At 60.8% G+C, this 25062-nt stretch carries 23 protein-coding genes; 8 read left to right on the top strand and 15 right to left on the bottom strand.

What is annotated here, in order from left to right:
* Positions 1–6 precede the first annotated feature (6 nt).
* Positions 7–1053: a GlxA family transcriptional regulator gene (locus B5P46_RS26520; protein WP_129421392.1), complete on the top strand. Its 1047-nt coding sequence runs from the start codon at positions 7–9 to the stop codon at positions 1051–1053.
* On the opposite strand, the gene B5P46_RS26525 is transcribed toward B5P46_RS26520, so the two are convergent.
* Complete coding sequence (locus B5P46_RS26525) at positions 1040–1903, bottom strand: LysR substrate-binding domain-containing protein (RefSeq protein WP_129421325.1); 864 nt, start codon at positions 1901–1903, stop codon at positions 1040–1042. The two genes, B5P46_RS26520 and B5P46_RS26525, sit on opposite strands and share 14 nt — an antisense overlap.
* 112 nt (positions 1904–2015) lie before the next feature.
* Here B5P46_RS26525 and B5P46_RS26530 point away from each other — a divergent pair, with 112 nt between their 5' ends.
* On the top strand, positions 2016–2918 hold the full coding sequence (locus B5P46_RS26530; protein WP_129421326.1) for a DMT family transporter: 903 nt from the start codon (positions 2016–2018) through the stop codon (positions 2916–2918).
* 451 nt (positions 2919–3369) lie between these two features.
* A complete protein-coding gene (fdhA, locus tag B5P46_RS26535; protein ID WP_129421327.1) occupies positions 3370–4560 on the top strand; it encodes a formaldehyde dehydrogenase, glutathione-independent in 1191 nt (396 codons plus the stop codon).
* Between the two features lie 130 nt (positions 4561–4690).
* Here fdhA and B5P46_RS26540 read toward each other — a convergent pair whose 3' ends face one another.
* Positions 4691–5491, bottom strand: coding sequence for a transporter substrate-binding domain-containing protein (locus B5P46_RS26540; protein ID WP_129421328.1), 801 nt, complete (start codon positions 5489–5491; stop codon positions 4691–4693).
* 105 nt (positions 5492–5596) lie between these two features.
* Between B5P46_RS26540 and B5P46_RS26545 the strand changes: the two genes are divergently transcribed.
* Positions 5597–7993 (top strand): putative bifunctional diguanylate cyclase/phosphodiesterase, encoded by a 2397-nt coding sequence (locus B5P46_RS26545; protein ID WP_129421329.1) that lies wholly within the window; start codon positions 5597–5599, stop codon positions 7991–7993.
* A gap of 188 nt (positions 7994–8181) precedes the next feature.
* On the top strand, positions 8182–8766 hold the full coding sequence (locus tag B5P46_RS26550) for a cysteine hydrolase family protein (RefSeq protein WP_129421330.1): 585 nt from the start codon (positions 8182–8184) through the stop codon (positions 8764–8766).
* A 127-nt stretch (positions 8767–8893) separates the two neighbouring features.
* On the opposite strand, the gene B5P46_RS26555 is transcribed toward B5P46_RS26550, so the two are convergent.
* From B5P46_RS26555 to B5P46_RS26615, 13 genes are all read right to left on the bottom strand, one after another.
* On the bottom strand, positions 8894–9691 hold the full coding sequence (locus tag B5P46_RS26555) for an ABC transporter ATP-binding protein (RefSeq protein ID WP_129421331.1): 798 nt from the start codon (positions 9689–9691) through the stop codon (positions 8894–8896).
* Positions 9692–9702: 11 nt separating this feature from the next.
* The gene (gene ntrB, locus B5P46_RS26560) at positions 9703–10596 is read right to left on the bottom strand and encodes a nitrate ABC transporter permease (RefSeq protein WP_129421332.1); all 894 of its coding nucleotides are present in this window, start codon (positions 10594–10596) and stop codon (positions 9703–9705) included.
* A gap of 55 nt (positions 10597–10651) precedes the next feature.
* Positions 10652–11965, bottom strand: a complete 1314-nt coding sequence (locus B5P46_RS26565) for a CmpA/NrtA family ABC transporter substrate-binding protein (RefSeq protein ID WP_129421333.1) — start codon at positions 11963–11965, stop codon at positions 10652–10654.
* Between the two features lie 379 nt (positions 11966–12344).
* A complete protein-coding gene (locus B5P46_RS26570; RefSeq protein WP_129421334.1) occupies positions 12345–13256 on the bottom strand; it encodes an ABC transporter permease in 912 nt (303 codons plus the stop codon).
* Complete coding sequence (locus B5P46_RS26575; protein WP_129421335.1) at positions 13253–14353, bottom strand: ABC transporter permease; 1101 nt, start codon at positions 14351–14353, stop codon at positions 13253–13255. Before B5P46_RS26575 ends, B5P46_RS26570 begins: the two co-directional genes overlap by 4 nt.
* Positions 14353–15873 (bottom strand): ABC transporter ATP-binding protein, encoded by a 1521-nt coding sequence (locus tag B5P46_RS26580; protein ID WP_129421336.1) that lies wholly within the window; start codon positions 15871–15873, stop codon positions 14353–14355. Before B5P46_RS26580 ends, B5P46_RS26575 begins: the two co-directional genes overlap by 1 nt.
* Before the next feature lie 3 nt (positions 15874–15876).
* The gene (locus tag B5P46_RS26585) at positions 15877–16974 is read right to left on the bottom strand and encodes a BMP family ABC transporter substrate-binding protein (RefSeq protein ID WP_129421337.1); all 1098 of its coding nucleotides are present in this window, start codon (positions 16972–16974) and stop codon (positions 15877–15879) included.
* A gap of 25 nt (positions 16975–16999) precedes the next feature.
* Positions 17000–18379, bottom strand: a complete 1380-nt coding sequence (locus tag B5P46_RS26590; RefSeq protein WP_129421338.1) for an amidohydrolase — start codon at positions 18377–18379, stop codon at positions 17000–17002.
* Position 18380: 1 nt separating this feature from the next.
* Positions 18381–19040: a glutathione S-transferase family protein gene (locus B5P46_RS26595; RefSeq protein ID WP_129421339.1), complete on the bottom strand. Its 660-nt coding sequence runs from the start codon at positions 19038–19040 to the stop codon at positions 18381–18383.
* Complete coding sequence (locus B5P46_RS26600; RefSeq protein ID WP_129421340.1) at positions 19037–19882, bottom strand: aromatic ring-hydroxylating oxygenase subunit alpha; 846 nt, start codon at positions 19880–19882, stop codon at positions 19037–19039. Before B5P46_RS26600 ends, B5P46_RS26595 begins: the two co-directional genes overlap by 4 nt.
* Entirely contained in the window at positions 19879–20532 is a 654-nt protein-coding gene (locus B5P46_RS26605) for a Rieske 2Fe-2S domain-containing protein (RefSeq protein ID WP_129421341.1), read from the bottom strand. Before B5P46_RS26605 ends, B5P46_RS26600 begins: the two co-directional genes overlap by 4 nt.
* A gap of 143 nt (positions 20533–20675) precedes the next feature.
* On the bottom strand, positions 20676–20957 hold the full coding sequence (locus B5P46_RS26610) for an acylphosphatase (RefSeq protein WP_129421393.1): 282 nt from the start codon (positions 20955–20957) through the stop codon (positions 20676–20678).
* 183 nt (positions 20958–21140) lie between these two features.
* Positions 21141–22025, bottom strand: coding sequence for a LysR family transcriptional regulator (locus B5P46_RS26615; RefSeq protein ID WP_129421342.1), 885 nt, complete (start codon positions 22023–22025; stop codon positions 21141–21143).
* A gap of 114 nt (positions 22026–22139) precedes the next feature.
* On the opposite strand from B5P46_RS26615, the gene B5P46_RS26620 reads away from it, so the two are divergent.
* From B5P46_RS26620 to B5P46_RS26630, 3 genes are all read left to right on the top strand, one after another.
* On the top strand, positions 22140–22772 hold the full coding sequence (locus B5P46_RS26620) for a DsbA family protein (protein ID WP_129421343.1): 633 nt from the start codon (positions 22140–22142) through the stop codon (positions 22770–22772).
* Positions 22773–22877: 105 nt separating this feature from the next.
* Positions 22878–23780: an MBL fold metallo-hydrolase gene (locus B5P46_RS26625; RefSeq protein WP_164986554.1), complete on the top strand. Its 903-nt coding sequence runs from the start codon at positions 22878–22880 to the stop codon at positions 23778–23780.
* Positions 23781–24254: 474 nt separating this feature from the next.
* Entirely contained in the window at positions 24255–25049 is a 795-nt protein-coding gene (locus tag B5P46_RS26630; RefSeq protein ID WP_129421394.1) for an ABC transporter ATP-binding protein, read from the top strand.
* Positions 25050–25062: the final 13 nt, after the last annotated feature.

A 25062-nucleotide genomic window follows, 5' to 3' on the forward strand; every position in this document is an offset into this window, starting at 1 on the left:
GACAGGATGGATGGCAATGCGTTGCAATTTCGGAAGCAATCGATACATTATCGGAACTTAACGGAGGTGATCTTGCTACAGCGATCGACGGAACGGCTCGATATCGACCTTCTCGTCCTGCCGGACGCGAACTTGATCCTCATTGCTTCGGTCATCGAGCCGTTGCGCGGCGCCAACCGCATTTCCGGCAGCGAGCTCTATCGCTGGCGGCTGCTGACGCCGGACGGAGCACCGGTCCCGACCACCAGCAATATTGCCGTGCCCGCCCAAGGCGCTTTCAAGGCGACGACCGAGGATACGCCGCTGTTCGTCCTTGCCAGCTACAACTGGCGCCGAAGTGCGACGCCGGCGCTGAAGATGCAGCTCTCCCATGCCGCCCGCTATCGCACGGTGATTGCCGGCATCGAATCCGGCACATGGCTGCTGGCGGAAGCAAGCCTGCTCGACGGGTTGCCGGCGACCGTTCACTGGGAGGACTACGAGGATTTTGCGCTGGCCTATCCCGAGGTGCGGGCCGTCAAGGATCGTTTCGTCATCGACGGCAAACGGTTGACGACATCAGGTTCGCTACCCACAGTGGACCTGATGCTTGAGGTGATCAGGCAGCGGCAGGGTTATTCGCTGGCGTTGGAGGTCAGCCGGTTGTTCCGTTACGAGCAGCCGTCCTTCCATGCGGATGAGCAGCTTTCCGCCGCCTCAGCCGGGCTGGGCATGCACGATCCCCGCGTGACGCAGGCGGTGCGGCTGATGGAGGAGCATATCGAGCAACCTCTGGTCCTGGCGCGGCTCGCCCGCAGGGTGGGCATCAGCGCAAGGCATCTGCAGGATCTCTTCCGGCAGAGCATCGGCGCGGCGCCGCATGTGCACTATCTCGCGCTGCGCCTGAACGCCGCGCGCCGCAAGGTGATCGAGACGACGGCCTCCTTTACCGACATCGCGGCGGCGACCGGCTTCAACTCGGCCTCGGCCTTTGCGAGAAGCTACCGGGCGAGTTTTTCCGAGAGCCCGTCGGAGACCCGGCGCCGTCTTCGCCGCCGCATCACACCGACGTAGGCTGGAAGGCGTCTCGTAACATATCGGCGAGTTCGCGAACTGCCTCACTGGATCGGTAGGGGTTGCGCCGGAGCACGACTTTCGAGGAATCGACTGGTGGGAAGCCGTCTTCGGCAGTCAGTTCCCGGCAGCCGGGCGGAATGTTGCTGCGGCACAGCGTGGTGACGGCAAGGCCTGCGGTCACGGCATTCTTCAGCCCCGAGCCGGTATCGGCGATGAATGCGATCCGATAGTTGCGGCCGATCTGCTCCAGCGACCGGAGCGCATAATCGCGCGACCAGGTGGAGTTGCGATAGGTCGCAATCGGCAGGGGATTGATGTCGTGCAGCCGGTGCACCATCGATGTGACCCAGACGGTCGGATCGATGCAGAGAACCTCGCCTTTCGTTTGATCGCTCCAGTCGAAAACGACGGCCAGATCGAGTTCGTCCCGCTCGAGGGCGGCGAGGTTGCGGACCGTATAGTCGCAGGACACGGTGACCTCGACGGCCGGGTGGCGTACGGCGAAAGCCGCAAGGGCCGCCGGCAGCACCGTCTGGCTGTATTCCTCGGGAATTCCGATGCGCACCGGCCCATCCAGCGGCTTGCTGCGGATCGTCGCGGCGGCCTCGCTCAACAGATCGATGATCCTTCGGGCATAGGGTACGAGCTGTATACCCTGGCGCGTCAGCAGCACGCCTCGGGCGCCCCGCTCGAACAGGGTTTCGCCGATCGTCTGTTCGAGTCGCTTGATCTGGGTGCTGACAGCCGATTGCGTCCGCCCGATGCGCTGGGCAGCCGCGGAGAAATTGGAGGTCTCGGTAACGACCAGGAAGGTTCTGAGCAGGTCGCTCTCAATCGGTTCGTGCATGGGTTATCCATAGAAAAAATCGATGACAGCTATCTCTACTATTCGTTTGTCTGATGTCAATTCTTGGCGCAGAAAAGAACGGCGTTCGACTTCCTTCTTTGAGAATATCTGCGTGACAATTGAAAATCCGGCCAGACGCCTCGCGAGCAGCGAGCATGAGAAGGGTGCGCTTCTCATCGTTGCCGCGACACTTGCCTGGAGCGCGAGCGGCGTCTATTCGCGGCTCCTGACGACTGACGTATGGACGGCGATCGCCTGGCGGTCGTTGTTCGGCGGCCTGTTTCTGCTGATCCCCTGCCTTTTCCTCGAAGGGGGCATCTCACGGCAGCAATGGCGATCCGTCTTCCATCCGTCCGGTCTTGCGATGATCGCATGCCAGACCTTCAGTCAGGTATGCTTCATCGGGGCGCTATACATGACCACCGTCGCCAATGTGACGATGATCTATGCGACCGCGCCTTTCATCGCAGCGTTGCTCGGCTGGGTCATCCTCAGGGAGAGGGTCTCCAGGCGGACGCTGATTGCCGGCGGCATCTCGCTCTTCGGCGTTGCGGTCATCGTCGCCTCGTCGATCGGTGGCGGGACCGGTCTCGGCGATCTGCTGGCGCTCGGCATGACCGCGTCCTTCGCGCTCGTCATCATCATTCCGCGCATCAATCCCGGCGTGCCGAGCCTGCCGCCAACCGTCGTCAGCGCCTTCCTGACGCTTGCTATCTTTGCCCCGTTCGGTTCGGTCGGCTCGCTCGACCTGCACAACTGGATCGTTCTCGCCGCCTTCGGTGCGACCAATTTCTCCCTGGCGCTCGTGCTCTTCCTTGCCGGGGCGAAGCGGATGCCTCCGGCCGAGGCGGCGCTGATCGGCACGATGGAAATCGTGCTCACGCCCTTCTGGGTCTGGCTGTTGTTTTCCGAGCAGCCGCCCGTCGCCACCTTTTTCGGCGGCACGATCATTCTCGGCGCCGTGTTCTGGCACACGGTTATGGACTTCAAGCGCGGGCAGCGGCAGCGTTCCTAAACAGCGTCATCGCGGCGCAGGCAGATTGTCCTGTCTTTCCCGACTGTCGTCTTTGAGTTGCGCCCTGTCGTTTTCATGAGCGCTGTTTTGCGCACGGCGTGGTTTGCTGAAGGTGTGAGCGGCAGAGGAACCGAGATCCTCAAGGACATCGCCGGATGATAATTCGGAAAGACACCTAGATCGACCGAAAGGAGGTTCTGGAGCCCGGAAACCAGCTCTTTGTGCAGCAGATCGACAGATTGCGGCAGGCGATCACGAACACGACAGGCTAAAGCTTCAGCGTTCGCTCCTCCCTTCCATTCAATCCGTCCCCGCCTATTTGCAGAATTCGAGTATCGCCGGATGCGGCGGTATTGACATGCCGGACTGCAGAGGAGGCAGGCCGGAGGAAAGCTTGCCGTCGGCTGCATTGGTTGCGGATCGAGGCATTTCAAACACGTGGGAGGAATCCATGAGCAAAAATAGAGGCGTCGTCTATCTCCGTCCTGGCAAGGTCGAAGTGCGCGACATCGACGATCCGAAGCTGGAAGCGCCCGACGGCCGCCGCATCGAACACGGCGTCATCCTGAAGGTGATATCGACCAATATCTGCGGCTCCGATCAACATATGGTCCGCGGCCGCACGACGGCGATGCCGGGTCTGATCCTCGGTCATGAAATCACTGGCGAGATCATCGAGAAAGGCATCGACGTCGAGATGCTCGAAATCGGCGATATTGTCTCGGTGCCTTTCAATGTCGCCTGCGGCCGTTGCCGCTGCTGCAAGTCTCAGGATACCGGTGTCTGCCTGACGGTAAACCCGGCCCGTGCCGGCGGTGCTTACGGTTATGTCGACATGGGCGGCTGGATTGGCGGACAGGCGCGCTACGTCACCATTCCCTACGCAGATTTCAACCTGCTGAAAATCCCCGATCGGGATAGGGCAATGGCGAAGATCCGCGATCTCACCATGCTCTCCGACATTTTGCCCACCGGCTTCCATGGCGCGGTGCGTGCAGGCGTTGGGGTCGGCTCGACCGTCTATGTCGCCGGTGCCGGCCCGGTCGGCCTTGCGGCTGCGGCTTCGGCTCGCATTCTCGGCGCTGCGGTCGTGATGATCGGCGATTTCAACAAGGACCGTCTGGCGCATGCGGCAAAGGTCGGTTTCGAACCGATCGACCTGTCGAAGAGCGACCGTCTTGGCGATATGATCGCGCAGGTCGTCGGCAGCAACGAGGTGGACAGCGCCATCGATGCGGTCGGCTTCGAGGCACGCGGCCACTCGGGCGGAGAACAGCCGGCGATCGTGCTCAATCAGATGATGGAGATTACCCGTGCCGCAGGTTCGATCGGTATTCCCGGCCTCTACGTCACCGAAGATCCGGGCGCCGTCGACAACGCCGCCAAACACGGCAATCTTTCGCTTCGTTTCGGCCTCGGATGGGCCAAGGCACAGTCCTTCCACACCGGCCAGACTCCGGTGATTAAATACAATCGCCAGCTCATGCAGGCGATCCTCCACGACCGGCTGCCAATTGCCGATATCGTCAACGCCAAGGTCATCCCGCTCGACGATGCCGCCAATGGATATGAGAGCTTCGACCAGGGAGCGGCGACGAAATATGTCCTCGATCCGCACGGAGAGGTGGCGAAAGCCGCATAGGGATGCGACCTAGAGCAATTCCAGCAAAAGTGCGCAGCGGTTTTGCGTCCGGGATTGCGTAAGACAGGACTTGATAGAATGGCCGGGCGAAAACCCGGCCATCCCCCATTCTCGAAAATTGGCCGGCGAACTACTGGATGCTGAACGGGAAATATTTTGCGTTGATCATGTCGTAGGTCCCGTCCGCCTTGATGCTCTTCAGGGCTTCGTTCAGGCGCGTCAGACGCTCCTTGTCATCCAGCCGCAGCGCGATGCCGGCGCCCTCACCGAAGTATGTGATGTCGACCAGATCCGGCCCTTTGAACTCGCAGCAGCTTCCTGCTTTGGTGTTGGCAATCCAGTCGTAGATGGCGAGTTTATCCTCGAGGATAATGTCGACGTTCCCATCCGCCAGACCCTTGTACAATTCGGGCGAAGACCGAAAAACGGTCTTTTTCATCTCCGGATAAAGATGGTTGGCAAAGGATTCCTGTGCTGTCGACGATGTCACCCCAAGTTTTTTGTCGCTGAGGGCCGCGGGGCTGATGTCGTTGATCGACGAATCTTTCCGTACGATGAACACCGACGGGCTGTTGTAGTATTTTTCAGTGAAGGCAACCTTTTGACGCCGCTCAAGGCTCATGGACATGGATGAGATGATCGCATCGTATTTTTCGGCAACGAGATTGGGAATTATGTCGTCCCACTTCTCGATGATGAATTGGCATTCGAACTTGCCGACCTCGCACAGCGCATTGGCAATATCGATGTCGAAGCCCTGAAGCTTGTTATTCGCATCGAGATAGTTGAAGGGTGGAAATGCGCCTTCGACGGCAATTCTCATCGGTGTGCGATCTTGCGCAGCCACCTCGAGCGGCGCGGTCGCCGCCAGAAAGATACCGCCCGTCATCAGCGCTCCGCGCAATATAGTCTGAATGGATATGCGCAACATCGTCGGGGGCTCCTTAGGCCATAGTCGATCTCGCGCCATAGTGGGCTGCAGCTTTTAATTCTACGTGAACGCTTCTTTGTTAGCGTTGACGAATGCGCCCGTGTCGTGGTGTTCAGGGGTCTAGGCTTGCACATCGTTCCTCCTTCCAGCTCCAACACGTTTCAGAAATCCTGGATCGCTTCGGGAAGAATTCTGTTTCTCATCGCCGTCAGCGGGCTTGGAGCAATCGGGCTTGTCGTACTCTCGGCGCTCTGGGCAGGAACCGAAAGCGATGCTGCCGCCCTTGATCGACAGCGCCAGCTTGTGAATGCCCGCTTGCGGGAACAGGTCGATCAAGTCGCCCATGTTATCGGCCAGTTCGGCAACGGCTACCTCACACGTGTTTATCCTGCCGCCCGGTCGACCGGAGGGTCCTCCAGCCTCGATGCCGTTCTGACGGCGGCGGCCGGGAGTGCGATCAGCCAGACTGCAATGTCCGCCTTCGGCTACGATCAGGCCTTTGTCGTCGACGAGAAGGCGCAACTGCTCATGCTGGCGGATGCTCAAACGGAAAAGCGTTATCGCTGGATGAAGCCTCTCTTCTTGCCTCTCCTTCAGGATGCCCGGCTTGGGGTGAGACACGGCACGGTTTCCAACGAACGAACGCCGTCCTCGATGGAAAGCCGCCTTGCGAGTGCCGCCCGCTCCAACCGGGCGCTGGCCAATCTGATGCGGCTCGAAGGTCGGCCGACCATCGTCGGCGTCGTCGCCATCAACGAGGCCACTGAGAGGCAGCAGCAGCCGATGCGGCAATTCCTGATCGTCGTGCGCTTTATCGATGGTGCGGCGCTGGACGAATTGAGCCGGGAACAGGGCCTCAATGGCGCGCGCTTCGCGCGAACGGCCGATGCAGACGAAAATGAGGTTGCGTTCCAGATTGACGCCACGGCAAACGGCGAACCGATCGGCTTCATCGTATGGCGGCCCGATCTTCCAGGTTCGAGGGTGATCGGCCGATTGATGCCGGCGCTTTCAATTGCTGCCTTGGTGATCGCGATCCTGTTCTCGGTCTTGCTGGTGCGCCTGCGAAGCAGTCTCGGCGAGTTGAAGAGAAGCGAGCTGCATGCAAGACAGCTTGCCTTGCATGATGTGCTGACCGATCTTCCCAACCGCGCCTTGTTCGCGATGAGGTTCGACGAGTGCCTGGCCGAGACGCAGAATTCGACCGAACGCTCGGCAGTCGCGCTTCTCGACCTCGACCGCTTCAAAGCGGTGAACGACACGTTCGGCCACGCCGCCGGCGATGAACTCATCAGGATGGCTGCGGAGCGGATCCGCTCCCTGCTCCGTCCGGGCGATACACTTGCCCGGCTCGGAGGGGACGAATTTGCCCTGCTTCTCCGGGACATCAAAGATCATGACTGCGTTTTGCCGGCAATATGCGAAGCGATCGTTGCCGAACTTGGCAAGCCCTTCCCGCTTTTGAGGGGCGAAGCGGTCGCGCGCGTCGGCGGCTCGATCGGCGTGACCGTCGTGCCGGACGCCGGCCGGAATGCCGATGACATCATGCGCTACGCCGACGTCGCGCTGTACGAGGCAAAGATGGGCGGCAGAGGCCAGTGGCGTCTCTATTCACCGTCCATGGACGGCGGCAGGAATGCGCGCGACATTCTCAAGAACGAATTGCGGGAAGTTCTGGCCAAAGGCACGGCCTCATCCGCTGACGGTTCGCAATCCGATCCGATTGCGAACAGGCCGGATTTCGGATCGCTCGAGGTCTATTACCAAACGGTACATCGCGCCGAGGGCGGCGAATACTCGGCGTCGGGCGCGGAGGCTCTCGTGCGTTGGCGTCACAGTCAGCGCGGACTATTGACGCCTGCCAGCTTCATCCCTGTCGCCGAGGAGGGCGGCCTCATCGACGCTCTCGGTTTCTGGGTCTTGCGCGAAGCCTGCAGAGCCGCCTGCAAATGGCCGGAAGACACTTTTGTTGCGGTCAACGTGTCTCCCGCCCAGTTGAGGAGACCGAATTTTGCCGAGGAAGTCTTCGCCGTGCTTGAGGAGAGCGGCCTGCAGCCGTCCCGGCTCGAGCTCGAGCTCACCGAGTCCTCGCTCATCGAGGACAACACGGACGTTTATACGGTGCTGAAGTCGCTGCGCAGCCGGGGTGTTCAGGTTTCGCTCGATGATTTCGGAACCGGCTTTTCATGCCTCAGCCATCTGGTGCGCTTCGATATCGACCGCATCAAGATCGATCGTTCGTTCGTCTCACAGCTCGGCACAAAAGCCAACGGGGCGGCAATCATTGGCGCCATCGTCGCGCTCAGCCGCAACCTCGGTATCTCGACGACGGCGGAAGGGGTCGAAACCGAATACCAGCGCGACTTTCTGGCCGCTCTTGGCTGCACCGACCTCCAAGGCTACTTCTTCTCCAAACCCGTTCCTCTTCGCGACCTTGACAGTTTCCGGAAAGCTGAGGGCGCCGCCGGTTTACTCTCGACCTCTTCAGGCGCCGTTGCCTGAGAGGGCTTTTGATCTTCCTCTAGAGCATGATGCCGAAAAGTGTGAGCGGTTTTCGGACGACATCATGCTCTAACTATATAATGTAGAACAGGATTCAGATTTTAGGCCGACCCGGCCTAAAATCATCCTGTTCTAGGAACTTTCGCCTCACGCGGCGGTTGACGCCCAAAGACCGAGTGGAGGATGTGATGGGCGAGGTGGGCGAGTGGCGGCACCTTTGCGTCGACATGCAGCGGATGTTTGCCGAAGACACGCCATGGCACGTTCCCTGGATGGTACGGATCTCTCCCCAGATCGAAGAGCTGGCCGGGCGACATCCGTCGCGAACGATCTTTACCCGCTTCCTGCCACCCGAACGTGCGGACGACATGCCTGGGAAATGGCGGGATTATTACCGGAAATGGTGGATGATGACGGGCGAACATCTTCCGCGCGGCTTCGTCGATCTCGCTTCATCGCTGGCATCGCTGGTTCCGCCGGCAAGGCACTTCGACAAACGCACCTATTCCCCCTGGATCGACGGCCGCCTGCATCCGATCCTTCAGTCGGAGCGGGTCGATACGCTTGTCATATCAGGCGGTGAAACGGATGTCTGCGTGCTTGCCACGACGCTCGGCGCGATCGATCTCGCCTATCGTGTCATCGTGCTCAAGGACGCCGTTTGCAGCGGCGCCGACGATACGCATGACGCGTCACTGGAGCTTCTGCACGATCGGTTCTCCGTACAGCTCGAACTCATGGACACCGAAGAATTTTTGAGCGAGGTTGGATAGAGCGCTGGGGCAGCCCGCGCTCGCCCGGCGACGTTTCTCGCCGGGCTTGCCGTTTAACGGATCGCCGTTCACCTCGGCGTCACGTCAGTGCCGAACCACTTTTCGGTCGGCCTTTGTTTGGCGGTTCCTACTCCGCCGCTTCGATGAAGCGGTGGCGTTCATAGAGAAACTTCAGCACGGCTTCACGGCATTTGAGATATGTCCGGTCGGAGGCGAGTTCGATGCGATTGCGGGGACGGGGCATCGTCACATCGAGCACTTCGCCGATGCGGGCTGCCGGGCCGTTGGTCATCATCACGATGCGATCGGACAGAAGCACCGCCTCATCGACATCATGGGTGATCATCACCATCGTATTGCCAAGCCGCGCATGGATTTCCATCACCGCATCCTGAAGATGGGCGCGGGTCAGCGCATCGAGCGCGCCGAAGGGTTCGTCGAGCAGCAGGATCTTCGGCTCCATTGCAAGCGCGCGGGCGATGCCGACGCGCTGTTTCATGCCGCCTGAAATTTCCGAAGGCCGCTTATCTCTCGCATGCGCCATCTGCACGAGGTCGAGGTTGGCCATGACCCACTCATGCCGCTCGGCCTTGGTCTTCGTTCGGTTGAAGAGTTTTGAGACGGCGAGATTGACGTTCTCGTAGACCGTCAGCCAGGGCAGCAGCGAGTGGTTCTGGAAGACGACGGCGCGCTCCGGACCGGGTCCATTGACCTCGCGGTTTTCAAGGAGCACGGCGCCTGCCGAAACCGGGGTCAGGCCGGCAATGAGGTTGAGCAGGGTAGACTTGCCACAGCCGGAATGGCCGATGATCGAGACGAATTCGCCCTCGGAAATCGTCAGGTTGATGTCCTTCAGCACCTCGGCGCGCACGCCGCCCCGATCGAAATGTTTGTCGATATGATCAAGCTTCAGATAGGCGTTCATAGGTGCGTTCCTCAGTTGGCCATGGCGCCGCGGGTGATAAGTTTGCCGAGTGCTGCCACCAGCTTGTCGAGGGCGAAGCCGACGATGCCGATATAGGCGAGCGCGACGATGATGTCCGGAAGGCGCGACGAGTTCCATGCGTCCCAGATGAAGAAGCCGATGCCGACGCCGCCCGTCAGCATTTCGGCCGCGACGATGGCGAGCCAGGAGAGGCCGACGCCGATCCTGAGGCCGGTGAAGATGTAAGGCGCTGCCGAAGGCAGCATGATCTTCCAGAAAAACTCGAACTGGTTGAGGCGCAGCACCTCGGCGACATTGCGGTAGTCCTGCGGGATATTGCGCACGCCGACGGCGGTGTTGATGATCACCGGCCAGATCGAAGTGATGAAGATCACGAAGATCGCCGAGGGATTGGAATCCTGGAAGGCTGCTAGCGACAGCGGCAGCCAGGCGAGCGGCGGAACCGTACGCAGCACCTGGAAGATCGGATCGAGGCCACGCATCGCCCAGACCGACTGGCCGATAATCGCACCGATGATGACGCCGGTGACCGCGGCAAGGCCAAAGCCATAGAGAACGCGCTGCAGCGAAATGAGCACGCGCCAGCCGAGCCCGATGTCCTGGGAGCCGTAGTTGAAAAACGGATAGGCGATCAGGTCATAACTATCCTGCCAGACCCGATGCGGCGAGGGCAAAGACGCATTCGCCGATGAACAGAGCACCTGCCAGACGAGCAGGATGAGTGCCAGCACGACGACCGGCGGAACGACATTACGAAGTGCGGCCAGTGCCGCTCGACGAAAATCGATCCGCGATCCGTGCTTGCCGGAAAATGCCAGAACCTTTGCCGCCGGCTTGGCAGAGGCGGCCATGGAGGGATTTTCTTTATTTGCCAGGGCGGACATCAACGTGCTCCTCACGTGAATGAAAGGCCGGCGCGCCCGTCGCGCGCCGGAGCGGTCAGGAGACAGCCTTGATCGAAAGGCTGTCGAGATAGGCGGAAGGATTTTCCGGGTCGAAGACCTTGCCGTCGAAGAAAGTCTCCTTGCCGCGAGAAGACGATGCGGGAATATCGGCCGCCGCGACGCCGAGATCCTTGGCGGCCTCGCGCCAGATATCTTCGCGGTTCACCTGGTTGACCAGTGCCTTGATGTCGGTACTCGCAGGCAGATTTCCCCAGCGGATATTTTCCGTCATGAACCAGGTATCGTGGCTCTTGAACGGGTAGGAGGCGCCGTCTTTCCAGAACTTCATATAGAGGTCGGTGGCTTTGGCCTCGCGGCCATTGCCATAATTGATATCGCCCTTGAGGCGGCCGAGCACGTCCTTCGTCGGAACGTTGAACCATTGGCGCTTGCCGAGAATGTCAGCCATCTCCGCCTTGTTGTCCATGCTTTCGCACCACTGCTGTGCCTCCATGACGGCCATCAGCAGGGCCTTGGCAGCATTGGGATTCTGTTCGATCCACTCGGCGCGCAGTCCGAGCGCCTTTTCAGGATGACCCTTCCAGAGCTCGCCGGTGGTGGCGGCGGTAAAGCCGATGCCCTGGTTGACGAGTTGCTCGTTCCACGGTTCGCCCACACAGAAGACGTCCATGTTGCCGACCTTCATGTTGGCAACCATCTGCGGCGGCGGCACGACGATGGTCGAAACGTCCTTGTTCGGATCGATGCCGCCGGCGGCGAGCCAGTAGCGGATCCAGAGGTCATGGGTGCCGCCCGGGAAGGTCATGGCGGCCTTGATCTCCTTGCCCTCCGCCTTCTTTTTCTCGAATGCCGCCTTCAGCTTGGAGGAATCCAGCTGCACGCCGGTGTCGGCATATTCCTTGGCGACGGAAATACCCTGGCTGTCGAGGTTGAGCCGGGCGAGGATAGCCATCGGCACCGGCTTATTGTTCTGCGTCACCTTGCCGGTATGCATGAGATAGGGGAGCGGCGAGAGGATATGGGCACCGTCGATGCCGTTTGCTGCACCGCCCAGCACGAGATTATCGCGGGTCGCACCCCAGGATGCCTGTTTGGCCACATCCGTTTCCGGAAGGCCATGCTTGTCGAAAAAGCCCTTTTCCTTGGCGATGATCAACGGTGCGGAATCGGTGAGAGCGATAAAGCCGAGCTTGGCACCTTTCACCTCAGGGCCTGCTCCGGCTGCGAAGGCGCCGGACGGAAAGGCAGCCTTGACGGCGCCGATGAGGGCAGCCGCTGCGGTCGTCTTGAGCATGCTGCGGCGGGTAATGCCGGTTGTCGAAATCCCAGTCTGCAAATTCTTTGTCATGCGCAGGTTCCCTCTGCTGGCTGAATTTGGACACAAAAAAACGCCGCCGGAAATTGCGTCCAGGGGATGGGAGAATCCCGGAGCAAAGACCTTGCGACGTCGGTGTCTATTGTAGGCGCTTATGCCGCGCCTATCTGCGCCGGTCGCCATTGACCGATGCTTCTCAGGACCTGCAAGCAGCGTGCCAATTTCGAGAGGAGGTGGTAACGGCATGAAGCAAAAGGAGAAATGCGAGAATCTATAACTGCCTATAATTTGGGCATGCTTACTTTGTGCCGACCTTTTGTGCGATTGCTGCTGTGGTCGCAGTCGCGAGAGCAACTATTTGTGCAGCGCACGCGCGCGGCTCGGTCGCCGCGCTGGCACCGCAAAGCCGAGACTATCGCTCGAATGGTTCGCCGAGCGAAGCGACGCCGTTCAGTTTGAGCACGCGGCGGTCAGCGGAGATGATGCCGAGCACGATGATCGTGACGAGATATGGCAGGCTCGAGAGCAGTTGCGAGGGAACGTCCAGCCCAGTTGCCTGGGCTGCAAGCCCCATCAGCGAGACCGCGCCGAAGAGGCAGGCGCCGAGGAAGATACGGCCGGTGAGCCAGGTGCCGAAGACGACGAGGGCGATGGCGATCCAGCCGCGCCCGGCGATCATCCCGTCGGCCCAGAGTGGCGTATAGACCACCGACGCATAGGCGCCTGCGAAGCCGGCCATCACGCCGCCGAAGGCGATGGCGAGGATACGGACCAATATCACCGAATAGCCGATGGCGTGAGCGGCCTTCGGGTTCTCGCCGACGGCGCGGACGATAAGACCAAGCTTGGTGTAGGCAAATATGACCCACAGAGCGAGGGTCGCGGCGAGTGAAATCCACACGACGATGTCCTGGACGAAAAGGCTGCCGACAACCGGCAGGTCCGAAAGCCCGGGAAGGGCAAGCTTCGGAAGTCCTCTGACCGTGAGGCTTTCATAGCTCTTGCCGAAAAGTGCGGAAAGGCCCTGACCGAGAATGCCGATGGCAAGGCCCGCTGCCACCTGGTTTGCCCGGAATCCGAGCGTGACGAAGGCGAAGAGCAGGGAAAGGACAGCGCTGCCGAGTCCGGCGACGACGAAGCCCAGGAGATGTCCGCCGCCCTGGTAGACGATAATGAAGGCGAGCACGGCACCGAAGGCCATCAATCCCTCGACGCCGAGGTTGAGGACGCCGGCGCGCTCGGCCACCAGTTCGCCGAGGGCTGCCAGAAGAAACGGTGTCGCAGCCGCGAGCATGCCGGCAAGAATGAACTCGATGGCGTTCATGATGGGCTCCGATGGGCGGCGCGGCGCCATTCAAGGCGATAGCGCACGAAAGCGACGGCGATCAGGTAAGCGAGCAGCAGACTGCCCTGGAAGACGCGGACGGCGGCGATCGGCAGGTTGGCAGAGACCATGGCATTGTCGCCACCGATATAGATGACCGCCATGACCAGCGCCGAGATCACGATGCCGATCGGATGCAGACCGCCGAGATAGGCGACGATGATGGCTGCATAGCCATAGCCGCTCGCGACCGAACGCTGCAGCTGGCCGAGCGGGCCGGCGACTTCGGCGGCACCGGCAAGACCGGCTGCAAAACCGCCGATCAGCAGCGAAAGCCAGATCGCCCAACCTTCCTTGAAGCCGGCATAGCCGGCAGCCCGCGGCGCCAGACCGCCGACCTGCAGCTTGTAACCGATGAAGCTCCTCTGCATGAAGACCCAGGCCGCAACCGACAAAGCGAGCGCGATGAGGAATGAGACATTGACGCGGGTACCGGCGATCAGGGTCGGCACCATCGCATCATACTGAAACATCACCGACTGGGGGAAGTTGAAGCCATTCGGATCCTTCCAGGGGCCGAGCAGCAGATAGTTCAGCAGCTGCGCCGCAACGAGGCTCAGCATCAGCGAAACGAGGATCTCGTTGGCGTTGAGGCGCACGCGCCAGAAAGCGGTGAGAGAAGCCCAGAGAGCGCCACCGATTGCGCCGAGCAGCAGCATCGTCGGCCAGATCCATTGGCCTGTTGCCTGGGGAAACCAGACCGGAATGGCAGAGGCGAAGATCGCGCCAAGAATGAACTGGCCTTCGGCGCCGATGTTGAAGACCTTGGCGCGAAAGCCGATCGCCAGTCCTTGGGCGATGAGAAGGAGCGGACCTGCCTTCAAAAGCACTTCCGAAAATGACGCCCAGGAGAGGAAAGGCTCGAAAAGCATCGCATAGACAACCGCGACAGGGTCGCGGCCCATCAAAACGTAGAGGCCGAGATTAAGTGCGATCGCTCCCCCCAGCGCTATGACAGGCGCGCACAGGGCCGCGGCAAGCGAGGCGCGCTCCCGGCGGACCAAGGTGGGAACGAAAGCAAGGGACCAAGCGCGCATTACTGGACTTTCTCAGGCGAGGCTGGTGCCCCGATCATGTATCGGCCGATCTCCTCGGGCTTCGTGTCCCGCGTTGCGAGCGGCGGGCTGAGCCGGCCGTGATGCAGCACCTGGATGGAATCGCAGAGCTCGAACAGTTCTTCCAGCTCCTCGGAAATGACGAGGATCGCCATGCCCTGATTGCGCAACGCGACCAGACGGCTGCGGATGGCGGATGCAGCGCCGATATCGACGCCCCAGGTCGGCTGCGCCAGGAAAAGTAATTTGGGAGACAGCATGATTTCACGGCCGACAATGAACTTCTGCAGATTGCCGCCGGACAGGGTGCCGGCTTCCGCATCCGGGCCGGGCGTGCGCACATCATACTGACGGATGCAATCCTTGGTGAACGCCAACGCCCGCGCCCTGTCGACGAGACCGTGGCGCAAAAGTTTGAGCGGATGAGCGGTCAGCAGGCTGTTGAGGGCAAGCGACATTTCGGGTACGGCGCCGCGTCCTAGCCGGTCTTCCGGAACGAAGGCAAATCCGAGCGTCCGTCGAGCGGCAGCATCGAGCCTGCCGACATCCATCCCCATCATGTAGATCCGGTCGCGTTGATCGCGCCCCAGCACCGTCTCACCTGACATCAACGCGGCAAGCTCGCTTTGGCCGTTGCCCGAAATACCGGCGATCCCGAGGATTTCGCCGGCACGCACCGCAAGGCTGATGCCGGAGAGCGGCACAGCAAAGGGATCGTCGGGCTGATAGTCCAAACCGATGATCTCCAGCCGCTTTTCCCCGCCAGACAGCGGCAGTGCCGAAATGGGTGCGGGCATCTCGCGGCCGATCATCATGCGGGCAAGGTTATGGGCATCATGTTCACGCGGGTCGACATCCCCGGTCACCCGTCCGCCGCGCAGGATCGTTGCCCGATCGCAGATCGCCCGGATTTCCTCCAGCTTGTGGGAGATCAACAGAATGGAAACGCCGCCCTCGCGCAGCCGGCGCAGCGTATCGAAGAGCTTCTCCACCAGTTGCGGCGGCAGGACGGAGGTGGGCTCGTCGAGGATCAGCAGCTTCGGATTGGTCATCAGGCTTCGGATGATCTCCACCCGTTGCCGCTCGCCGACGGACAGCGCATGCACATGGGCAAGCGGGTCGACTTCGAGGCCGAATTCCCGTCCAAGCGTCCGAATGCGTTCCTTGAGCTCAGCCTTGCGGCCCGGCACGACCAGCCGAATATTCTCCAGGACGGTCAGAGTCTCGAACAGCGAGAAATGCTGGAAGACCATGCCGATGCCGTTGCGCCTCGCCTCGGCGGGGGAGGCGAGGCGCAAAGGTTTTCCTTCCCAGACGACGTCCCCGTCGTCCGGTTGCTCGACGCCGTAGATCAGCTTCATCAGCGTCGATTTTCCCGCCCCGTTTTCGCCGAGGATCGCATGAATCGATTGCGACGCCACGTCCAGATCGATGGCCTGATTGGCATGGATCTGGCCGTAGCTCTTCGAAATGCCGCGCAGCGACAGAAGCGAGGTGGTCATGACTTATTTCGGCAGCGGCGTGGACACGCCCTTGACGTGCCAATTCATGGCGATGATCTCGGGGTCGGCCATGGTCGCACCCGATGCGACAGCTTCGCTGCCGTCGGCCTTGGTGATCGGCCCGGTGAAGGGCGAGAAGCTGCCATCGGCAATCTTTGCCTCGATCTCCTTGATCTTGGTCATCACGTCCGCCGGAATATCAGGATTCCAGTCGACCACTTCGACGACCTTGTCGGCAACGCCGAGGAACGCATTGGCGCCCTTGAATGTGCCGGCGAGATGGGCATCGACCGAAGCCTTGAAGAACGGCGACCAGTCCGTCGCGATGCAGCCGAGATAGGTTTTGGGCGCATATTTCTTCATCGAGGAATTGAGGTTGAAGGCGTAGACGCCGGCTTCCTCACAGGCAGAGATGACGGACGGCGTGTCCTGGGCGTTGGAGAAGATCACGTCGCACTTCTGCGCGATCAGGGCCTTGGCGGCTTCCTGCTCCTTGGCCGGATCGAACCATGAGTTCACCCAGACCACCGAGACCTCGATATCGGGTTTGACGGCCTGGGCGCCGAGCGTAAAGGCGTTGATCGAGGTAATGAGCTCGGGGATGGCAAAGGCGGAGACAGAGCCGAGCTTGCCGGTCTTGGAAAGTGCTGCCGCAGCCATGCCGAGCAGATAGGTACCCTGGAAATACTTGGCGGCAAAGGGCGAGAAGTTCGGCGCGACCTGGAAGCCGGAGGCGTGCAGGACCGTGACGCTTGGATCGCGGCGGGCGATCTGCAAGGCGCCGTTCTGATAGCCGAAAGAGCCGGCGACCAGGAACTTGTTTCCGTCGGCGACCGTCTTGTTCATGATGCGGTCGGCGTCCGGGCCTTCCGCGATATTCTCGAGCACAGTGACCTTCACCTTGTCGCCGTAAGCGGCCTTGATCGGCTCAAGGCCGGCGGCAAGCGCATGCCCCCAGCCAACGTCGCCGACGGGCGAGGGGATTACCAGCGTAATGCCGAGGGGCTCGTCGGCGGCAAAAGCAAGCCGGCTGCCGAGCGCGCCGGCAAGGCCAGTGGCGGCAGCGGCCGTCATCAGATTTCTGCGGGTCAGTTTGGTCATGGTCTCAGTTCCCTCTTTTGGTTTTTTAAAATTCCACGGTGGATAGTGCGGCCTCGGCATCGGCAGCCAGCTTGGCCTCGTCGAGCCCGGGAAATTCGCCCTTCTGCCAGACGATGCGGCCATTGATCATCGTCATATCGGTCGCCATGCCGATGCCGACGCGGGCAATCAGGCTCAGCGGATCGTGGCGCGTGCCGACATAATCCATGCGGCGGGTGTCGATCGCAAACAGGTCAGCGGCCATGCCGGGCGCCAACCGGCCGATATCATGCCGGCCGAGCAGGCTGGCCCCCCCTGACGTGCCGTAGCCGAGGAAATCGACCGGCGGCGGCACGGGATGGGCGCGGCTGGAGGAGACGAGGCACTGCAGCATGTAGGCGGAATGCAGACAGTGCATCAGGTTGGAATTGTCGTTGGAGGCAGCGCCGTCGCAGCCGAGGCCGACACGCAGGCCGAAGGCGGCCATGGCGGGAATGTCGGTGACCTCAGCGCCGACCAGATAGACCGGTTCCGGGCAATGCGCGACACCGGTGCCGCTGGCGGCCATCTTCCCGAGTTCGTCGTGGTTGAGCTCCCAGCAATGGGCATAGAAGGTATCAGGCCCGGCAAAGCCGAGTTCTTCCAGATAGTCGACCGTGCGCATGCCGTGGCGCGCCTCAATGACCGGGCTCTCGCCTTCGCCGACATGGGTATGCATCATGACGCCGCGATCGCGCGCCAACGCCACCGATTCCAGGAAAGTCTCGCGGTAGCAATTGACCGGCTGGCATGGTGCCACCACCACCTGGCGCATGCTGAAGGCGCTGGTATCGTGATAGGTGTCGATCAGCCGGGCGCAGTCGGCGATGAACTCGTCGGTCGTTTCCAGCATTTCGTCGGGAATGGTCGAGCCTTCCGACTTCGGCAGGGTGTTGCCGCCGCGGCCGGCATGGAAACGCATGCCGAGCAGTTCGGCGGCTTCGAACTGGCGGTCGATCAACCGCTTTCCGGCGTGCCGGGGGAAATTATATTGGTGATCCAAGGCCGTGGTGCAGCCATGCTTGATCATCTCAGCCATCGCCGTGACGGCGGAGTGGTAAAAGCACTCCTCGTTGAGCTGCGAGAAGATCGGGTAGATGCGGTCCAGCCACTCGATCACCGAGAGCTTCGTCCAGTCGAGATCGGCACGGTTGCGCACGAAGCACTGGAAGAAGTGATGATGGGTGTTGACGAGGCCCGGATAGACGAACCAGCCGGCAGCATCCTGAACGGTCGTGCCGGCAGGCAGCGCGTCCGCCCCCAGATTTTCACCGATCGCCACAATCGCCGGACCGTTGGTCAGGACATCGACATTGCGATGGACGACCGGCCCTTTGCCCTCGTCGACGATCACGGCAGCGCAGTTCTTCAGCAGATATCCAGCCATCTCACGCCTCGCCCGGTTCGATCTGGGGTTCGGGCTTCAACTCGTGCAGCCGATGAATGCCGGGCATTTCGATAAACCTGTCGAGGGCGCGCAGCGCGCGGGACCAGAGCCGGATCGCAGGATAAGCATCCAGCGTGACGCCGCCATCAGGCGCCAGCGCCACATAGGGAAAGCAGGCGATGTCGGCAATTGTCGGCCGGTCGGCGGCGAGGAAACGCATGCCGCGAAGACCCTGCTCGACAAGCCCGGCTTCAAGCTCGCGAAGGGCGGCGATGCCCTGGGCCTGCAGCGCATCGATGTCGCCGGGACGCAGCAGCATTTCATGGAGCCGCGCTGCCCCAAGGCTTGCCGTCAGCCGGCCGGAGAACGACAGCCATTGCTGCACCCGCGCCGCTTCCTCGGCCTTGCCGTCACCGAGCCACTCGGGTGCCGCCGTGGCAGCGAGATAGACAAGGATCGCCGACGACTCGGTCAGGATCAGGTCGCCATCCTCCAGGATCGGAATGGAGCCTGCCGGATTGAGTGCAAGCAGCTCGGCGCCACGATGCTCGGCGCCGGGATGGAAATCCACCGGGCGAAGGTCAAGCTTCACGCCGGTCAGCGCCGCCATCAGGCGCACCTTGTAGCAACTCGGCGAGAGAATATAGTCGTAGAGCTTCATTGCGCCACCAGCTGTGCGCCGTAGGTATAATTATGGCGCTTCAGCCAGCGCCGGTAGGCGATCGATGTCAGATCGGCCCGCGTCGGAATTTCCATGCCGGGGTCGAGCGGCAGCAGCCGCGGGATCTGGTTTTCGAGGATCGAACGGTCTTGCAGAAAGATCGTCTGCTGGAAATGAATGAGGTCGGTCATCGCGGTCTCGTCATCGAAGAGCGCCATCCACGGCCAGACGTCGCAGAGGTCCTCGGCCAGCGGCTGCACGAAGAGTGTGATGACATCCCACTCGCTCGGGCGCGGCGGGCAGGTCTTGTAAAGCACGGAGCAGGTGGGCGCCGGCACGCGGTACATGTATTCCGTCGTGATCCCGCCGCTTGCCGACTTGGCGGCCTGCGGCTGATAGAATTTCACCTGCGTTGCCCAGACCTCGTCTTCTTCCTCTCGGATCTCGACCTTGTAGTTCTGGACCTCGGTGTGCGGCTCTGCGCCGAGAATGTCGGTGTGGACGAAGGGGAAATGGGCGATGTCGAGGAAATTCTCAACGGCACGCAGCGGCGAGCAGCGCACCCGCACCACGCCGACATCGACGAAGCGGCGGCCGGGCTGGTCCGCTTCAGGAATGGGGAAAAGTTCTTTCTTCGGCTGGCCGAGGGAGGACCAGACATGACCGTAACGGACACGCACCGGCAGAACGCGGCCATCGCCGCCCGTCACCTTCGCATTGCCATCGGCGTCGCGCGCCACGTCGATCGGCTCGCCCATCAGCGCCGTCTTACGGCCGGCCTTGTCGAGCTGGCTGAAAAGCCCGACCGGATACCATTCGTCGATCATCGCCTGCATGGTCATTGCGCGATCTCCTTTTTCTGAAGACCCTCAGCCCGGCGCCGCAGGCTTTCGGCGACCCATGAAGCGTCGATACTCGCGGCAAGGCCGGTATCACCCTTTAGCAGTACATGGATCAACGTCTGTCCGTCTTCTCGGGCGGATAATAGCAGACAGATGCTCCCGGTGGGTGCCTCGATCTCGACAAGACCATCAGGGCTCGCCTTGCCGCCGGCTGCCGCCTCGATCGCGGCGATGCCGGCGAATGCCGTCAGGGAGCGCAGGGGAATGAGGCCGTCGAGCCCCGGCGGCTTCGATGCGGGGGCGCCCACGGCCACCCAGATCACGCTGTCCGCTTCCTCGACATCATGGGTGGCGACGCGGATGGTTTCCGGTGGCGTCAGCCCCGGATGGGCGGGGATGCGGAGACAGTTTCCCCCCTGGCCATAGCTCCAGCCGTGATAGATGCAGGAGAGCGCCTCGCCGCGCACGAAGCCGTGAGACAGGCGCATGCCGCGATGCGGACAGCGATCCGCCGATGCCGATATGCGCCCCGAAGCGCTGCGCCACAGGGCAATCGATCCGGCCGCCGTCCAAGCCGGCATGACGGTTCCGGCCGGCAAATCCCGGGACAGGGCGACTGGCGTCCAAAAGCCCGTCGTATCGGAAGGCATGACTAGAATTCCCAAACAAAACCAAATGCTTGCCGATCAAGTCCAGCGTCGGCGTCGAGGCAATTCGGCCGCAACCCCATCAGGTTTGCATAATTATTTCGCATTGGCAACATTGAGTAAATAATATGCACGGAGGAAATATCCTACAGCCCGGCACTAGATCTTTTGGCGCTGAGCGCTGTGCGTTCTATCCTCTCGACCCATACGTCGATAGGCCCGAGAGAGCATCCCATCTCCATCATGTCGATCAGCTCTTCCGGCCCAGCAACCTCAAGTTCGATCCGGATGGGACTCGTATGAGATATGGTGTGCGAGAGCCCAAGCTTGGCAGCGTGGCGCCGGATCCAGGGAACAAAGGAGGCGACCTCAAGATCACCGACAATCGTCATCCGCTCCAGGAGGTGGCTGCTATCTTGTTCCGTCATCAGGATGTTCGCTCTTGGTTTCCCACACCATAGCGCCTGAACGAACTTGGGGAAGGGGTCATCGTCAAAGAGAGAATATGGCGTCGGAATTTCCTTTGCAAAACCCTGCGGCGACATACCAATTCCTGCCACCGTATACCTGCGCGTTGGCGAGGCGACGTAGGGGAAGTAACTCAGGCCGCGCTAGCAACTACCAGTCAGCATTGCGACAAAAGCCGTGACCTTGGGCTGACGAAACCGAGCTGCCGGATAGACGACATAAATTCCTCCGGCAGGCAGGGTCCAGTCCGGCAACAATCTTATCAGTCGGCCAGCCTCTATATGCTCTCCAGCCAGAAAATCCGGCAGGACGGATATGCCTGCCCCCGCAAGCGTGGCCGCGAGAACCGCAGGCGTCGAATTGCTCATGAGGCTCTGTTGCATCCGCACGGTCCGCCGGTCGAAATCGCCCTGGATAAACCTCCAAACCACCGGTTCCTTGAGGGCCAGGTTGGCGATAAACGGCTGGCCCGCCGCATCCTCTGGACTATTCAAACTGAGCGTGGCGAAGAAGCTGGGGGACGCCACAAGAAACTGCCGGAACGAACCGATCCGTCTCGCTTGGTGACTGGAGTCATCAAGCCATCCAACGCGGATCGACAGGTCGATCTGATTGGCGAGCAGATCCATCTTCGTATCGGCGAGCAGAAGCTCGACCCTGCAAGCGGGGTACTTACGGATAAAGGCCGCAGCAATCGGAGCGATCGTGCTCGCACCATAATCATTGGGCGCAGCAATGCGTAGCATGCCTGTCGGCTCGGCATTTGCGCGGGTGATTTCATCGACCGCGTCCCCGGCTTCGCGGAAGATCATGACGCAGCGCGCGTAGAGAAGCTTGCCGGCCTCAGTCGGCTCGACGCGTCGTGTTGTCCGGAGAAGCAAGCTGGTTTTCAACTCAGCTTCCAGCCGCGCAACCTGCTGGCTGACGACCGTCTTCGTGATCGCGAGGCGCTCGGCAGCTTTCGTGAACGAGCCGGTATCGACGACGGCTGCAAAATAGGCCAGCCGATTGAGGTTGACAGCCTCCATAGCCTTCTTCCATTTGATTGTAAGTTTTTGACATACATTCTGTCACATTTAACAATATTTATCACTCAATAGAAGTGCACTATCTGTTGTCCATCGCTTCAAGGATGGTCCGATATGCATCTTACCTATCTCTACGATCCGCTTTGCGGCTGGTGCTATGGTGCGGCGCCCGCGCTCGACAAAATGGCCAAGCTCGACAATCTCACCGTCGAGCTTGCGCCCACCGGGCTCTTCGCGGGCGAAGGCGCCCGTCCGCTGGATGAACGCTTCGCAGCCTATGCCTGGCATAATGACCAGCGGATCAACCAGCTCACGGGACAGGTCTTCAGCCAGCTCTACCGCGATCAGGTTCTCGGGGGCGCAGACAGTATGTTCGACTCCGCCCCTGCGACGCTTGGGATCATAGCCGTCGGGGTGACGCAACTCGACAGGGAACGCGATGCCCTGACGGCACTTCAAAACGCTCGCTACGTTGACGGCCACAACACCTCGGAGATCGCTGTCGTGGCCGACGTTCTCGATCAGGCCGGGTTTTCCGATGCCGCCGCTCGTGTCCGGGCTCCGGACGAGGCTCTGCTCAATATCTATCGCAACAGGATCGGGAAGTCCCGCCAACTCATGGCTGCATTCCGGATGGATGGTGTCCCCGCGCTTTTCATTGGCAACGGCGATAAGCGCCGCATGCTGCGCAGTGATGCCCTATTCGGCGGCTTTGACCGGCTTGCTGCCGAGCTTCATGCGGCGTGATCGTTCATTTTCAGCAACCGTTCCATGAACCTACCGACAAACCCCGCCGCAGGGGCAACACTCGCAGCAGCAGAAAATCGAAACTGACGATCATCGGAGACAACCATGTATTCAAGGAGAGAAATCATGAAAACCACGCTCGCAGCCGGCGCCGTTGCCGTTTTTGCGCCTGCCGGTTTCGGTAACGCGACCGGATCAAAGCTGGCCTGGAAGCACTTCCCCGCCGGTCAGAATGGCTTCTTTCGCGCTCCGGTGCTGCTGACCGGCCACAGCGAAGCGTTGCTGATCGATGGCGGGTTCAGCTATCCCGACGGCCGTGCGCTGGCGGAAGCCATCAAGGCCACGGGCAAGACGCTGACCGCGATTTATGTCAGCCAGTCCGATCCGGACTATTACTTCGGCATGAAGCCGGTCTTCGAAGCCTTTCCCGGAACAAAAGTGCTGGCCGCCTCCGACACGATTGCTGCGATCAAGGGCAGCGTCGAGAAAAAGCTTGCCGTTTGGGGGCCGCAGCTCAAGGAGAACGGCCCGCAGACCCTTGCAGACATCGTCATGCCGGAAGCCTTCGACGCTCCAAGCCTCACAGTCGATGGTGAAACCGTCGAGATTGTCGCCGCCGAAGCAGGGTTAGGCAATCGCCGGTACCTGGTCGTGCCATCGCTGAACGCTGTTTTCGGGGGCGTCATGATTTTCTCCGGCGTTCATGTGTGGACGGCCGACACCCAGGCTCCGGAGCAGCGTGCCGCTTGGGTGGCCACCCTCGACAAGATCAGCGCCCGCAAGCCGACGATCGTCGTTCCCGGCCACATGATGCCGGAAGCGGCAGCCGACCTGTCCGCCGTCGAACACACGAAGAGCTATCTGCTCGCTTTCGAGGAAGAACTCGCCAAGGCCGCCGATTCCACCGCGCTGAAGGCCGCCATGGAAGCCCGCTTCCCCGGTCTCGGCATGGGCGTTGCGCTCGACATCGGCTCCAAGGTTGCCAAGGGAGAAATGAAGTGGGGCTGAACGGCCGATCTTCAAACTGATCCGAAGGGCGGGAGGGCCCTTCGCCTCCAGGAAGGCCGCAAAAGTGGTGACGAGTCGTCGGTGCTTAGGTAGAGCTGACCATCTGTCGTCGAAGTTCGGCTAACAGCCGATAGCGCGGTTCCATAATTCAGCTTATGCCACATTGCGCAATCTGGAGTTGCCTACTCTCTTGCGGACGCCTCGCGAGGAATCTTGCAACCGACTGATAAATAATGATAGTCACGAAATTTCTTCAGAAAGATGCACGCCGGAGAGGATTCTTGCTTCCTCATTTCCTCAATCGCTTTTAACGCAGGGTGGCACAGAAGCCAGCGTCGTTGGCCGAAAGGTTGGCCGCTTGCGAGAGGATGACGAGGACTTAGGCGGAGGACTAACGAAAATAGTTGATTGCCGCTCTCATCTTTAGTACCGACCTATCACCCGGTTAAAGGATGTCACGTGGCTATACTCCCGATGCAAGATCCGCCTCGAACGGCTGAAACTTTTGTCGCCGAAAATATAGGTCTTTTGATAGAGCGGAACGAAATTCTCTGCGACGTCAGTCTTAAATTTCCGGCAGGAGAAGTTGTCGCGCTGGTTGGCCACAACGGCTCCGGAAAATCAAGTCTTCTCAAAATGTTAGCTCGCCAACTTACGCCGAGCACTGGATCGATCTCTTACGGGAACCAGGATCTGAGGATGTATAGCGAACGCGCCTTTGCGCGTTCGGTCGCATATCTGCCCCAGGATGTCACGACCGGATCGGAAATGACGGTCCGCGAGCTTGTGGGATGTGGTCGTTATCCCTGGCACGGAGCGCTCGGCCGCTTCACCAAGAACGATGAAGAGAAAGTCGAGGACGCCCTTCGAGCCACGCATATCGAAACGTTCGCTAACCGTATCGTGGGAACACTATCGGGCGGTGAGCGGCAACGTGCCTGGATTGCAATGCTGATCGCTCAGGATGCTCGCTGCCTGTTGCTCGACGAACCGACTGCGGCACTCGACGTTGCGCATCAGATCGAGGTGCTCTCACTTGTGCGACGCTTGGCGCATGAAGGTGGAAGGAGTGTCGTCATCGTTCTCCACGACATCAACATGGCGGCTCGCTTCTGCGATCGGATCCATGCATTGAAACGCGGTCGCGTGGTTGCCAGCGGAACGCCGAGCGCGATCCTCGCGCCGAACAGGCTGCAAGAAATCTATGGGATCGACATGGATGTGATCTCCGCGCCCAACCTGCCCTATCCGCTCGCCTATGTTTGCTGAGGCTGGGCGTTCA

It is taken from the genome of Rhizobium leguminosarum (genome assembly GCF_004123835.1).
In the GTDB taxonomy this organism is placed as follows: domain Bacteria; phylum Pseudomonadota; class Alphaproteobacteria; order Rhizobiales; family Rhizobiaceae; genus Rhizobium; species Rhizobium leguminosarum_M.